The organism is Slackia heliotrinireducens DSM 20476 (genome assembly GCF_000023885.1).
GTDB lineage: Bacteria > Actinomycetota > Coriobacteriia > Coriobacteriales > Eggerthellaceae > Slackia > Slackia heliotrinireducens.
Genome location: NC_013165.1, coordinates 3,037,078 through 3,051,020, shown reverse-complemented (window position 1 = coordinate 3,051,020; position 13,943 = coordinate 3,037,078). Strand labels below are relative to the sequence as shown.

The following is a 13,943-nucleotide window of genomic DNA, read 5'->3' as shown; positions in this document are numbered from 1 at the left end:
CTATGCGGAGAAACACCTCATACACACACCTTCCAAAGGGCAGGAGCCTGGGCAGGCTGCAGGTCTTCTCGAAATCCCTCTTGGTGCTTGCCGTCGTCATGGCGGCGGTGCTTGCTCTGTTCATGTTCATGCGCCCGGCCGAAGCGTACGCCAAGGAATACACCTGCCCGCAAACCGTCATGAACGCCGACGTGTCCGACGACGGTACCTTGACCGTCCAGGAGAACCGCACCTTCGATTTCGACGGAAGCTTCACGGCGATCTGGTGGGTGTTCGAGCAGCTCGGCTACGACGCGCAGATTGTGATCGACAACGCCGTGGTCACCAACGATGCTACGGGGGAGTCCCTGGACCTGGACGAAGTGCCCTTCCAGGAGTATTGGCGCGAGTACGGCGCCTCCGACGAACCCGCCTGGACCTGGGACGCCGAGCAGAACACCGTGTACGTGTTCTGCCCCATGGCGGATGGCACCTACACCATTACGCTGGAATGGCACGCCGAGAACATGGCCACGCTGTATGCCGACACGGGTGAGGTGTACTGGCAGTTCGTCGGCGGCGACTGGGCCATAGACTCCTACGACGTCACGCTGAACCTGCAGCTGCCGGTGCCCGACGGCGAAACCGTCACGGCCGGCGAGAACGTGCGTGTCTGGGGCCACGGGCCTTTGGATGCGACGGTCCATGTGGACCAGACGGGCCTGGTCACGGCCGATGTCCCCGTTGTTCCGTCGGGCGAGTTCGCCGAGGTGCGCGCGACCATTCCCACCGAGTGGCTGTCGGGCGTCGCGCCGGGCGCCTACAACGACCAGAGCGGCACCGAGAAGATGGACGAGATCCTGGCCGAAGAGCAGGAGTGGGCCGACAAGGCCAACACGCAGCGCATCATGGCCGTGTCGCACATGGCCATGGGCATACTCGCTTCCATCGGCTTGATCATCTGGTCGATCGTCATGTTCTTCCGGCATGGGCGGGAATACAGGCTGCCCAAGGACAAATACTGGCGCGACCTGCCGGCCCCCGGCGTGCACCCTGCGGTCATCAGCCGCCTGTGGTCGTGGAACCGAGAGGACAACAACGACTTCGTGGCCACGCTCATGCACCTGTGCAACATCGGCGCCATCCGCATCGACCCCGGCACCTACCAGCGCAAACGTAAGACCGTCAGCGATTACTACATCACGCGGCTCGACGGGTGGCAGGACAAGGTGAACAACAGCCCCATCGACAAGGAGGCCATGCGCATCCTGTTCGACAAGGTCGGACGCGGGGCCGACGCCATCTGGTTCGGCAACATCGAGGTGTACGGCAAACAGCACCCCGAATCCCTCGTCAGGATGATGGATCGGTGGCAGGAAATCGTCACGTCCCAGACCGACCAGCGCGGCTACTTCGAGGACAACGGGGAGCTGTACTGCTACACCATGCGTATCTTTGCGGCTTTGTGCGTCATCATCGGCGTGTTCTGCTCGATTATGTTCATGGAGCTCATCGAGCTGATCGCCCTGTCCATCGCGGCGGTGGTCCTGCTCGTGATCAGCTTCTTCATGCCGCGCCGCTCTTGGGTCGCGGCGGAGATCTACGGCCGATGCGAGGGCCTGCGCAACTGGCTGAAGGACTTCAGCCTGCTCAACGAGCGGCTTCCCACCGACGTCAAGGTGTGGGGCGCCTTCATGGTGTACGCCTACGTTTTCGGGGTGGCGAAGCGCGCCATGGAGCAGCTTCAGGTAAGCCTGCCGAACGTGGTTTCCGACGCCGGTTTCGTGAGCACGTCCACATGGATGGGGTATCGCAACGGCTACGTCGTGGGTCCGAACGCGGCGCCGGTCAGCCCCCTCGACATGTTCTCGACCATGTATTCCAACACGGTGCGCACAGCCAAGGCGACCATCGCGGCGGCGGAGACCGGCAACTTCATCGGCGACGTCATGTCTAGCGGCGGCGGCGGTGGCGGCGGATTCTCCGGCGGCGGAGGCGGAGGCTTCGGCGGCGGCGGTGGCGGCGCACGCTAACGGCCGGTGCTGATGGATGGCGCGAACGCCCGGTGCCAACGGCGAGCCGACTGCCGTCGCCAACGGCCGACGCTTCGTTGTGCCATCGGGCCGACTTGTGGAGAAACCGTCGGCAAACGCCGTTTGGGAAAAGTTTCCTTGCATTAACTCCTGAGGTGCTGTATAAAGTTTCCACCAGCTAACAAACGCTGGCAACTTCCTCACCTATCCGAAGGCGGGCGACACAGAAGACACGTTTCTTCCCCCTTAACGTGCTTCAGTCGGCCCGCCATTTTTGTTTAATATGAGCAGAGCATTGTCAAGAGGGCAAAATGGGCCAGACCAGCCTACTGCCGGCCTGGCCCTGTATCTTCACCCGTAGCCCGCCCGCCAGGATCGCGTGTCCTTCGGACGCTCGTTTTGCGGTTTAATATTCGCCCGTGGCGCGGCGTGCGCCGGTGCATCTCGTTGCTACGGCTGGCCCCTCGTCATCGGTCTTTGGGCGCGCGTGGCGCGTTCGCGCTGCGCGAAAAAAATACGTGGGTGGGGCCAACGGCTCCGAGCGCGGGCGGAACGGGGTCGGACGCCATTGTCTCAGACGGGTCGCGCTACTCGGCCTCCACCATGCAGCCCACGGCCCAGATCCAGCACGCGAGCTCGCGCGCCGTCGCGCAGTTCGCGACGACCGGCTTCTTTCCCGCTGCGGACAGCGCGGCGCGCCTGTCCACGAGCCTGCGCACCCCCTTCGCCGCATGCCTGGCAACCTCGGGAGGGACCTCGCAGCCGGCCGCGGGCCTCTTCGGGCTCCTCGTCGCGCTCGCGTAGTGCCAGGCCGCCTCGACGAGCAGCCTCCGCAGGTGCCTGTTGCCGGACTTCGTTATCCCGCCCTGGCGCCTGGCGTCGGCGCTGGACGCCTCCGAGGGGACGAGGCCCAGCCACGACGCGAAAGCCGACGCGCTGCGGAACCTCGAGAAGCCGTCGACCTCGCACGCGAAGGCGAAGGCCGTCACGACCTCGACGCCCTTGAACAGCCTGAGCGCGTCGACCTCGGGCTTCCACCGCGGCCCGGACGCGTGTGCCGCGACCTTCGCCGCCAGCGCGCGCTTCTCGTCGATGGCCCGCCTGCAGCGGTCGACGTAGTAGTCGAGGGCCTCCTGCGCGGCCGGCTCCGCCAGCCTTATCGACTCGATCCAGGCCCAGTGCGCCTTCGTCCACGCCTTCTTCCGCTGCCCCCTCTCGTTGACCTCGTCGTAGACGTAGCCGTAGCGCAGGAGCATCTTCGAGAGGCGCTGCTTGCACGCGACGACGTCCTCGCGCGCGTCCTCCAGGGCGCGGGAGATGTCGCGGCAGGCCTCGCACTCGGGGTCGGGGACGTGCACCTCCGTCACGGTGCCGAGCGCGAGCTGCCTCGCGAGGAAGGCGGCGTCGCGCCTGTCGGTCTTCTTGCGCCTGTCGGCCGCCGGCTTGTCCATCTTGGACACGGCGCCGATCACGCAGTCGACGCCGAGCGCCTCGAGCTCCCGCTGCAGGTGGAACCCGGTCACGCCGGACTCGTAGACCGCCTTGGGGGCCTCGAAGGAGGCGATCCATGCGGCCACCTCCGAGGGGGCGTACGCGAAAGAGCGCCGCGCGACCTCCCCTGTGAACGGGTTGAAGGCGCACGCCTTGATCGATCTGGCGTGCACGTCTAGTCCGATGGAGGTAACATGTGCCATGGTGGGCCCCTTCCATGTCTGTGGCAACCTGGCCGGTCGCCGGTTTCTACGATGAGACCATTATCGGCCCTGACCCACGAACACCAAAGGCGACATGCAGAAGGGGCTCACCTAATGCTCTGCTCATATCGTCTTTCCGGACCTCTTGCATGCTTCGCCAACCTGGTGATTTCGCTTGAATTCTGACGGTTGGGCCGAATCGGGTGCAGAGGGCCTTATACTTGGGCGCATACCTGTCAGTTCCGCGGCGCGGCGTGCGCCGGCCGCTTGCGAAAGGGGACGTTATGACCGAAACCGCAACGCCGATCGTCGGCATCATCATGGGCAGCACCTCCGACCTGCCCACCATGGAAGGCTGCACCAAGCAGCTCGAGGACATGGGCATTCCCTACGAGCTCAAGGTGGCCAGCGCCCACCGCAAGCCGCTGGAGGTCCACGAGTGGGCATCCACCGCCGAGGAGCGCGGCCTGCGCGTGATCATCGCGGCTGCCGGCAAGGCGGCCCATCTGGGCGGCGTGGTTGCGGCCTACACCCCGCTGCCGGTGATCGCCGTGCCGATGAAGACCTCTGACCTGGGCGGACTTGACTCGCTGCTGTCCATGGTGCAGATGCCCTCCGGCGTGCCCGTGGCCACGGTGGCCATCAACGGCGCCAAGAACGCCGCCATCCTGGCTGTTCAGATGCTGGGCACCGGCGACGAGGCCATGCGCCAGAAGATCAAGGACCTGAAGGCCGATATGGCCCAGTAAGCCCAGATGGTCCGCCGGATTCGGCCAACGTGGCCGGCTCGGGCGGCGCGTCGGGTCTCCAGGCTTGCCGGCCGGAGACCAAGGCATTGTAGTGCAGTCGTTTCGGACGGCCCTTCGGGGTCGTCTTTTTTGTTGGCTGAATCGCCGTTTGCTGCACGAGATCCCAAGTTGTGCGTTCGGTTTTGCGGGTGCTGCGCGTTTTCAGATATTGGGAACGGCGTTTGCCCAGGTCGCGAAACCCGCTGCGAGCCACTTTCACCCAACGGGAATGCACAATTTCCAGTCTGATGCAAAAAACGGCGATTTCGCCAACAGCATGCCGGCATGTCTGCTGCGGAGGCGGCTCGGCAGCAGCCGCCAGGCCGGCGCAAATGGGCATCTTGCCGCGTATGGACTGGCTGTGCAACGAAAATCGAAACCGCGGAGCACTTGAGGTTTTCGTTGCACGGGTGAGGTTCAGACGCGTTTCGTAGGCAACCCTTCGGGCGGCCTGCCCTGTCGGCACGTGAAAAACATGCCGATTGACGCCTTGCGACGTTCGTGCGCGGCAAGTATGGGTACAATGCTCCTACGATAACTGTATGTACAGGGGGATATCCATGAAGAAACTCCTGATGGGAAACGAAGCCTTTGCCTGCGCGGCGCTCGAGGCCGGCGCATCGGTGATCGCCGGCTACCCCGGCACGCCGTCCAGCGAGGTCATCGAGACCGTGGCCAAGCGCGTGGCCGACGGCTCGGCAACGGGCGTGCATGTGGAATGGTCCACCAACGAGAAGGCCGCTCTGGAGGTGCTGGCCGGCGCCGCCTATTCCGGCGCGCGGACCCTGTTCACCTGCAAGCAGGTGGGTCTGAACGTGGCGTCCGACCCGCTCATGAGCCTGAACTACGTCGGCGTCGAAGGCGGCTGCGTGCTGTACGTGGCCGACGACCCGGGTCCCATTTCCAGCCAGACTGAGCAAGACACCAGGCGTTTCGCGTCCTTCGCCAAGGTGCCGGTCTTCGATCCTTGCAACATCGAACAGGGTATGGACATGATGGGCGAGGCTTTCGCGCTGTCCGAACGCTACCAGATGCCGGTCATCTTCAGGTCTACCACCCGCGTGTGCCATTCGTCCACCTTCGTCGAGGTGGAGCCGTCCACCCAGGGCGTTCAGGCCAAGGGGTTCACCAAGGACGACAGCCGCTTCGTCATCTTCCCGCGCCGATCCTACCGCGCGCATCTCGACATTGACCAGCGCCTGCGCCGCACCGCCGCCGAGTTCTCGGGCGTGGGACAAAAGGGGCAGCCCCCATTGTCCCAAACCGATGAGGAGCCGGTGGACCTGTCGCGGTTCAACCCCGTCGAGACGGTGGGCGAAGCGCCCCGCTTGGGCATCGTGTGCGGCGGTGTGTCGACGGCGTACGTGCGCGAGGCCCTGAGCATCCTGGCGCAGCGCGCCGAGCTGCCCGCCTATAGGCTCATGCAGGTGGGAACCCCGTATCCCTTCCCGGAGCAGCGGGCCCACGAATTCTGCGAGGGTTTGGACCGCATCGTCGTGTTCGAAGAGCTGGACCACGTGCTGGAAGACGAGTTCGTCAAGCTGCAGGGCATGCGTGCCATGGCGGGTTTCCCGACGGTGCGCGTCGTGGGTCGCAATTCGGGGTTCGGCCAGGTGGCGGGCGAAAACACCGTCGAAAGCAGCTATCAGCTGCTGGTTGAATGCTTCGGTCTGGAAGCCGACGTGCCCCCAACCCTTGCCGACGAGGGCGACGCAGCCGACTGCGAGCTGCCCGTCCGTCCGCCCGTGCTGTGCGCGGGGTGCCCCCATCGCGGCGCGTTCTACGCATGCAAGCAGGCCGTGCGCAAGATGCGCGTCAAGGCCACCTTCTCGGGCGACATCGGCTGCTATACGCTGGGCAACGCCAAGCCCCTGGACGCGGTGGACACCTGCCTGTGCATGGGTGCCGGCATCACCATGGCCCAGGGTTTATCCGTGGCGAACCCCGAGGTCAAGCAGCTTGCATTCGTGGGCGACTCCACGTTTTTCGCCAGCGGCATGACGGGTGTGGCCAATGCGGTCTACAACAACCACGACATCACGGTGTGCGTGCTGGACAACCGCATCACGGCCATGACCGGCGGCCAGCCCCACCCGGGCACGGGCAACACGCTCATGGGCACGGCCTCCGAGCCTCTGGTGATCGAGGACGTGCTGCGGGCGCTGGGCGTGAAGTGCATCACCTTCGCCAACCCGCACCATCTGGACGAAAGCATCGCCGCAGCTCGCGAGGCTATCGAGTTCGAAGGTCCCAGCGCAGTCATCTTCCGGGCGCCCTGCGTCAACCTGATCAAGCCCGCAGCGCCGGCTGCCATTACGGATGCCTGCATCGGCTGCAAGCGCTGCATCACGCAGATCGGCTGCCCGGCCATCGGCTTCGACGGCGAAAAGGCCGTCGTCGACAGGTCGTTGTGCAACGGCTGCGGCCTGTGCATGCAGGTCTGCCCGTTCGACGCGATTGTGAAGGAGGGCTAACCCATGAAGAACGTTGTCCTTACCGGCATCGGCGGACAGGGCACCGTCCTTGCGGCGAAAATCCTGGCCCAGGCCGCGCAGAACCGCGGATGGAACGTGCGTACCGCCGAAACCATCGGTATGGCCCAGCGCGGCGGTTCGGTGGTCAGCCACGTGCGCATGGGGGATTGCGGCGAGGTGGTGAACGCCCCGCTGGTCCCGACTGGCCAGGCCGACATGCTGATTGCCTTCGAGCCAGGCGAAGCGGCCCGCACGCTGCCCCTGCTCAGGCGCGACGGAGTGCTCATCACGGCGAGCCGTGCCATCCAGCCGGTCACCGCGTCGCTGTCTAATACGGTGTACGCCTCCGAGCCGGTCATCCAGGCGCTGCAGCAGCGTGAAGGTCGCACCGTTGTGGTGGACGAGGTGCCGCTGCTGGCGGAAATCGGCAACCCGAAAACCCTGAACATCGTGCTGCTCACGGTGGCCATGGCCCAAGGCGTGCTGGACCTTTCGCCGGACGAGTACAAAACCGCCGTGTCCGAGTGCGTGAAGCCGCGGTTCGTGGACATGAACATGCAGGCCATCGACCTGGTGACGAAGCGGCTGGCCGGCAACTAGCCTCCGGCCCGGCGGCGACGCAGCCGGGCAACGGACATCGAACCTTCAAGCGGCGGATTCCCCATGCGGACCGCCGCTTTTCGGTGTTCGGTGCGGGACGGGCGCAAGCCTTTGTGTGCATGATTGAAATTCTCGGTCCGAGACAGGTGCTTTAGCGTACAATAGCGGCATGCGTTTCTATACGAACATACCGAATCATATGCCAGCCGTGGTTTCGGCGGGTCGATGGCATTAGCTTCAAGCCTTGCTCTGCATGCAAGCTTGAAGCGCCTACGATTCGTATTCGCTAATCGGCGCACGGCAACACGAATGGCACATCGCCATCGGCGCCGATGACCTCATCCACGACAGGAGACATCATGAATATCATGCCCGAGCAGCTCGAGATGATTACCGAGCAGTTCAAAACGCTGAAAGATCGTTCGCCGTTCTACGCTAAGAAGTTCGACGGCATCGATTTGGCCGCCATCAAAACGCAAGAGGAATTCGAAACCCTGCCGTTTACGGACAAGGGCGACTTGCGTGAGGCCTATCCGCTGGGACTGACCGCCGTTCCCATGGAGAAGATCGTGCGTATCCACAGCTCTTCGGGCACCACGGGCACGCCGGTCATCGTGCCCTACACCAAGAAGGACGTCGAGGATTGGGCTGTCCAGTTCGCCCGCTGCTACGAATACGCAGGCGTCACGCCCGCCGACCGCGTGCAGATTACGCCAGGTTACGGTCTGTGGACCGCAGGCATCGGCTTCCAGGCGGGTGCCGAGCTTCTGGGCGCGATGGCCGTGCCCATGGGTCCGGGCAACACCGAGAAGCAGATTCAGTTCATGATGGATATGGAAACCACGGTGCTGACCGCCACCGCCAGCTACGCCCTGCTGCTCGCCGAGGAAATCGAGAAGCGCGGCATCCAGGATAAGATCAAGCTCAAGAAGCTCATCACCGGTTCCGAGCGCGCCGGCGAGAAGATTCGCAACCGTATCATCGAGGCGCTGGGTGTGGAGTACTACGACATCTACGGCCTGACCGAGGTGTACGGCCCCGGCATCGGCATCAGCTGCCAGCACAGCCACGGCATGCACGTGTGGAGCGACTACGTGTATCTGGAGATCATCGACCCCGATACCGGAAAGGTCCTGCCCGATGGCGAGTGGGGCGAAATCGTCCTGACCACGCTGCAGAAAGAGGGCGCGCCGCTGATCCGCTTCCGCACCCACGACCTGTCGCGCATCATCCCCGGCGAGTGCGCCTGCGGCCACAACGAGCATCCGCGCATCGACACCATTACGGGCCGTTCCGACGACATGATGAAGATTCACGGCGTCAACGTGTTCCCGGCGCAGATCGAAGAGATTCTGGCCACCTTCCCCGAGCTGTCCAGCGAGTACCAGATTCGCCTGTCGCACCTGGACGGCCGCGACACCATGCGCATCTACGTCGAGACCAACGGCAGCGTGGACTGGGAAGACCTGCGTAAGCGCGTGGCAAGCAGCGTCAAGGCGAAGATCGGCTTCACGCCGCTGGTCAAGATCGTCGAGCTGGGCCTTCTGCCTCGCAGCGAGAAGAAGACCAAGCGCGTGTTCGACGAGCGTTACGACTAGCGGAACGGCAGGGTGAAAAAAGCAAGCCCCGTCTGTCCCATATGCGTACGATGTAGTATAGTGTGCCCTCGCGGGGACAAGGAATGCTCCTTGTCCCCGCTTTTGCTTTGCATTGTTCGACCACGCGTAGTTTAGAGATATGCCAATGAACCATTCGTCCCGTGCCGTAGGCTTGCTTCTTGTTGCCGGATCGGCGTTCGCTTTCGGCGTCATGCCCGTCTTCATCAAAATGGCCTACGCGGCCGGCGCCAGCGTGTATACCACGTTGTTCCTGCGGTTCGTGTTCGGGGCGGTATGCATTTTCCCGCTGATGTTCATCCTGAAGCTGCCCATGCCCTCGCGGCGGGAAATAATCACGTTTCTCCTGTTGGGCGGCATAGGCTATGTGGCCCAGTCGTTCTTCTATTTTGCAGCGCTGGAGTACACGACGGCCAGCGTTGCGGCTCTTCTGCTGTACACCTATCCGGCGCTCGTGGTGCTTGGGTCGGTACTCGTGTTCAAAGAGAAGATTACGTTGCCGAAGGCGGTGGCGCTGGTGTTCGCGCTGGCGGGTGCCTGCGTGGTTTCGCTGGGGCAGCTGGACGGCAGCATCATCGGTGCGGCGTTCGCGCTGGCTTCGGCGGCGTCGTATACCATTTACATCCTGATCAACTCGCGCGTGGTGGAAGAGGGCAAGGGCATCCAGTCGACTGCGTTCATCATTTTAGGTTCCGTCATCGTGTTCGGCATCATGAACCTGATCGTCGGCTTCGAGCCGCCTACAACTGCGACGGGCCTGTTCGCCATCGCGGTCATCGGCCTGTTCTCCACGGCGTTCGCTTTCTGGGCGTTTTTGACCGGCCTTGAGAAGGTGGGGCCCTCCGACGCCGCCATCATCTCGACGCTGGAGCCCGTGGCCGCCGTGGTGTGCTCGGTCCTGTTTTTGTCCGAACCCCTCACGATCAACGTCATTGTCGGCGGTTGCCTGGTGGTTGCAGCCCTTCTGATCACGTCCCTTTCCGACCGCACCAATTAGTGGGACATAGGGGCCAGTCCCATGTGTCAGTGTGTCAGTAGGGACGTTTCCGTTTGACTCAACTTTGTGTCAGTAGGGACAGGTCTGCGGCGGGACAAGGGCCCCATCGTTCCTTATTCCCGTTCGCGACGGGACGAAGGGCTCCCGTTGTCCGCCCCGGCGGGACGAAAGGCTCCGTCCCCGTTGTCCGCGGCGGGACAAAGGGCTACGTCCCCGATGTCCCTGGGATAGATTCGCGGCGGGACAAAGGGCTACGATGCTCCCCAATGTCCCCCGCGTTTACTGCACGGGGGCGTAGGGCATGCCGTCAAAGTAGTCGCGGAACTGCACGTCGTGGGGGCTGTCGGGGCACATGAACCGATGCGCCGACAGGAAATACTCATCGGTCATGGAGGCCAGATAGTCCGTGGCAATGGTGGGAGCGTCCGACGCGCGGTAGGGGTCTTCGGCCTCGTAGAACGAGCGCTGCCGCTCGGTGGGCAGGATGAAATGCTGGAACACCGGCGACTGCTGGTTGTTGGCTTCGATGTCCCGCACGATCTGGGCGAACAGCTCGCCGAACATGGGGCGAATCTGCTCGTCGTAGACGTCGCCCTGGCCGTCGGCCAGGTAAATGCGCTCGTAGTTCTCGGCCTTCGCGGTCTTCAAGCTCCGGAAGGCGTCCTCGCTCATCTCGATGTGGTCCTTCATGTAGCTGTGCTCGACGATGTCCACCGTCAGGTTGTTGATGATCTGCGCGTTCTGCACGCCCAGCACGCCGCCGGAGAAAATCGAATCGTCGCTGATAGAACCTGTGTTGATGGCATCCTGACGGTCCTTGCCCACGTACGCGATCATGTCCGAAATGCGCACCACGCAACCCTCCAACGTGGACGGGCGCAGCCGCCCGATGGTGGTTTCGTTCACGTAGCATTCCTCCACCATTCGGTCGAAGGCGTCGAAGTCGTGGATTTCGCCCCGCCAGAACTCCTTCTGACTGCTTTCGCCGTTGTGGCAGATGATGCCGTCCAGCGCCTGCAGGCTCAGGTTGCGGGCGTACAAACGGTCAAGCACGCGCACGCTGTGCACATTGTGGTTGAAGTAACGCCCCGTGGCCTCGTGGTACAGGTCGTTCAGAATGTGCTCGCCGGCGTGGCCGAAGGGCGTGTGCCCCAGGTCATGGCCCAGCGCGATGGCTTCGATCAGGTTGTCGTTCAGCCCGAGCATGCGGCCGATGCTGCGCGCTGTGCGGGCGACCAGCTGCACGTGCAGCCCGCGGCGGCTGATGTCGTCGTTGCGGATGAAGCTGAACACCTGGGTTTTTCCGGCGTAGCGGTTGTACGGCGCCACGTTGAGGATCTTGTCGATGTCACGCTGGAAAGGCGGGCGGTGCAGCCTGGGCGACATGTCCCGTTTCGGGTTGCGGCGCACCACGGCCTCGTCGGGGCAGCGCCACGGGTTGACGATCCCTTCGGCCCGGTCGTGTTCGAATTGTTCCTGAAAGTCCTTGCTGAAATTTACGTACGGCATAATGTGCTCCTGAAGTCGCGTGTTTCTCACGGCACAGTGTACCGCAAACTCGCCGCGGCGTGCGGACGACTGCCGCGTGCACGAAACCGAGAAACCCAGCAGGTTGCGTACACTTCGCCAGTTCGTGCACGCGCCCGCACCGAATCCGCCCGAAATGGCTATACTGATGCCTTGCGGCGGCTTCTGGCCTGCTCGCTTTTGAACGAAAGGCATTCCCATGGCATTCGAACAGACCATTCTTGTCACCGGCGGAGCCGGATTCATCGGCAGCCACACCTGCGTGGAGCTGCTGCAGACCGGCTACGACGTAGTGATTGTCGACGATTTGTCCAACTCCCACGTCAAAGCCGTCGAACGCGTGCGCCAGATTGTGCGCGATGCCGAAACCGCAGGTGAGGCTCCCGCTGGCGCCTCCGAGCACGTTGAATTCATCCAGGCAGACATCCTGGACAAGGAAAGCCTTTCGGCGGTGTTCGACACCCATGACATCCACGCGGTCATCCATTTCGCGGGGCTCAAGGCCGTGGGCGAAAGCGTCCGCAAGCCGCTGGAGTACTACCACAACAACCTGACCGGCACGTTCGTCCTGTGCGACGTCATGCGCGAGCACGGCTGCAAGAACATCGTGTTCTCCAGCAGCGCAACCGTGTACGGCGAAGGCAACCCCGTGCCCTACGTGGAAACCATGCAGAAGCATCCTGCCACCAACCCCTACGGTTGGACCAAGTGGATGATCGAACAAGTCCTGACCGACCTGTCCGCAGCCGACCCGGAATGGAACGTCGTGCTGCTGCGCTACTTCAACCCCATCGGAGCGCATCCGTCGGGCCTCATCGGCGAGGACCCCAAAGGCATTCCGAACAACCTGGTGCCCTACGTGGCGCAGGTGGCCGTGGGCAAGCTTGAAGCGGTGGGCGTGTTCGGCAACGACTACGACACCCCGGACGGAACCGGCGTGCGCGACTACATCCACGTGGTTGACCTGGCCCGAGGCCACATTGCTGCCCTGAAGTGGATGGAGGGCCGCAGCGGCACCGAGATCGTGAACCTGGGCTCGGGCAAGGGCTCCAGCGTGCTGGACGTGATTCGCTCCTTCAGCCGCGCGTGCGGCCGCGACCTGCCCTACGTCATCAAGCCCCGCCGCGACGGCGATTTGGCGGAAACCTACGCGGACGCCTCCAAGGCCAAGGAGCTGTTCGGCTGGGAGACCCAGTACGACCTGGACCGCATGTGCGAAGACTCCTGGCGCTGGCAGTCCTCCAACCCCAACGGCTACAAAGACTAAGCGGTGCCGCCGGTCGGGAAACACCAACGCAGAATGGAGAAGCCCCGCAACCTGCGGGGCTTTCGTTATGCGCTATCGTATGGAATGAGCCGAGCCTGTCATCTCTGGCGCAGGCGCTGGACTTCGCGTTTCACAATCGGGCGGTACTCGGGTTTCACCAGGTAATAGGAGAAGGACTCCAGCAGCGTGTCGAATACGGTGCCGCGTCCGACGATCTTGAAATACTCGATGCCGTAATCCTCGCCATAGGCGCGCACCTCGGTATCGGTGAACATGGTGGGATGCCCCTCGGGATGTTGGAAGAAATCCGGCTTGTTCGCAACGCAGGGGTACGGCGTAAGGTCGCCGGTAAGCTGACCGCGGCTGTTGTGCAGGTAGTGGTCCTGGCGATGCGGGCAGTTGGGCATGCAGAACTCGTTGACCATGACCTCCAGCTTTTCGGGGTGTTTGACCTGGGAAAGCACGTCGTCTCGCTTGTTCAGGTTGTAGTTCAGCACCACCCAGTCGTAATGGTCCAGGGCCTGGTTGAGCTCGTCGATGTCCAGAATCTCCCGGGTCGTGGACAGGATCACGGGCATGTCGAAACGCTCGCGCACGTAATCGGCGACCAGGTCGGAATAGACGATAACCTGACCGCCGTGCTGAGAGGCTTTGCGCAGGATAAGGTTCGCGTAACCGTCGGCCAGCGATTCCTCGTCCACCAGCATGTTGGTGAAGGTGAGCCGCGGTCGGATGCCGTATTCGTCCAGAATGGCGAAGGTCCGGTCAATCTGCTGCTCTGTATAACGTTCACGCAGGTAGGTGCGCCCTCCGTTCAGGATGCAATTGGGGAAGGACCCGTACATCGTATCGATGCACACATCGTCCTGCATCCAGTCGGGGCGCTCCATGAAGAGGCGCGCAAAAAATAGGTTCAAGCCAAGGTTCGCCGTGAAATCCGGCAGTTCATACCTGATCATATAGCCCGC

General features: G+C 63.1%; 10 protein-coding genes. 7 read left to right on the top strand and 3 right to left on the bottom strand.

Going from position 1 to position 13,943, the window contains the following annotated elements:
* Nucleotides 1-2 precede the first annotated feature (2 nt).
* A complete protein-coding gene (locus tag SHEL_RS13555) occupies nucleotides 3-2,012 on the top strand; it encodes a DUF2207 domain-containing protein (protein ID WP_012799847.1) in 2,010 nt (669 codons plus the stop codon).
* 587 nt (nucleotides 2,013-2,599) lie between these two features.
* On the opposite strand, the gene SHEL_RS13550 is transcribed toward SHEL_RS13555, so the two are convergent.
* On the bottom strand, nucleotides 2,600-3,706 hold the full coding sequence (locus SHEL_RS13550; RefSeq protein ID WP_012799846.1) for an IS110 family RNA-guided transposase: 1,107 nt from the start codon (nucleotides 3,704-3,706) through the stop codon (nucleotides 2,600-2,602).
* Between the two features lie 284 nt (nucleotides 3,707-3,990).
* On the opposite strand from SHEL_RS13550, the gene purE reads away from it, so the two are divergent.
* The 5 genes from purE to SHEL_RS13525 all read left to right on the top strand — a co-directional run bounded on the left by purE (nucleotide 3,991) and on the right by SHEL_RS13525 (nucleotide 10,181).
* A complete protein-coding gene (gene purE, locus SHEL_RS13545) occupies nucleotides 3,991-4,455 on the top strand; it encodes a 5-(carboxyamino)imidazole ribonucleotide mutase (protein WP_012799845.1) in 465 nt (154 codons plus the stop codon).
* A gap of 599 nt (nucleotides 4,456-5,054) precedes the next feature.
* Nucleotides 5,055-6,968, top strand: a complete 1,914-nt coding sequence (locus SHEL_RS13540) for a thiamine pyrophosphate-dependent enzyme (RefSeq protein ID WP_012799844.1) — start codon at nucleotides 5,055-5,057, stop codon at nucleotides 6,966-6,968.
* Nucleotides 6,969-6,971: 3 nt separating this feature from the next.
* Nucleotides 6,972-7,568 carry an indolepyruvate oxidoreductase subunit beta gene (locus tag SHEL_RS13535; RefSeq protein WP_012799843.1) on the top strand — a complete coding sequence of 199 codons (597 nt, stop codon included), beginning with the start codon at nucleotides 6,972-6,974 and terminating at the stop codon, nucleotides 7,566-7,568.
* 359 nt (nucleotides 7,569-7,927) lie between these two features.
* Complete coding sequence (locus SHEL_RS13530) at nucleotides 7,928-9,166, top strand: phenylacetate--CoA ligase family protein (RefSeq protein ID WP_012799842.1); 1,239 nt, start codon at nucleotides 7,928-7,930, stop codon at nucleotides 9,164-9,166.
* Between the two features lie 145 nt (nucleotides 9,167-9,311).
* A complete protein-coding gene (locus SHEL_RS13525) occupies nucleotides 9,312-10,181 on the top strand; it encodes a DMT family transporter (RefSeq protein WP_012799841.1) in 870 nt (289 codons plus the stop codon).
* Nucleotides 10,182-10,460: 279 nt separating this feature from the next.
* Here SHEL_RS13525 and SHEL_RS13520 read toward each other — a convergent pair whose 3' ends face one another.
* Complete coding sequence (locus tag SHEL_RS13520) at nucleotides 10,461-11,690, bottom strand: deoxyguanosinetriphosphate triphosphohydrolase family protein (protein ID WP_012799840.1); 1,230 nt, start codon at nucleotides 11,688-11,690, stop codon at nucleotides 10,461-10,463.
* Between the two features lie 217 nt (nucleotides 11,691-11,907).
* Here SHEL_RS13520 and galE point away from each other — a divergent pair, with 217 nt between their 5' ends.
* Nucleotides 11,908-12,975, top strand: a complete 1,068-nt coding sequence (gene galE, locus SHEL_RS13515) for a UDP-glucose 4-epimerase GalE (protein ID WP_012799839.1) — start codon at nucleotides 11,908-11,910, stop codon at nucleotides 12,973-12,975.
* A gap of 98 nt (nucleotides 12,976-13,073) precedes the next feature.
* On the opposite strand, the gene SHEL_RS13510 is transcribed toward galE, so the two are convergent.
* Nucleotides 13,074-13,934 (bottom strand): hypothetical protein, encoded by an 861-nt coding sequence (locus SHEL_RS13510; RefSeq protein WP_012799838.1) that lies wholly within the window; start codon nucleotides 13,932-13,934, stop codon nucleotides 13,074-13,076.
* Nucleotides 13,935-13,943 lie beyond the last annotated feature (9 nt).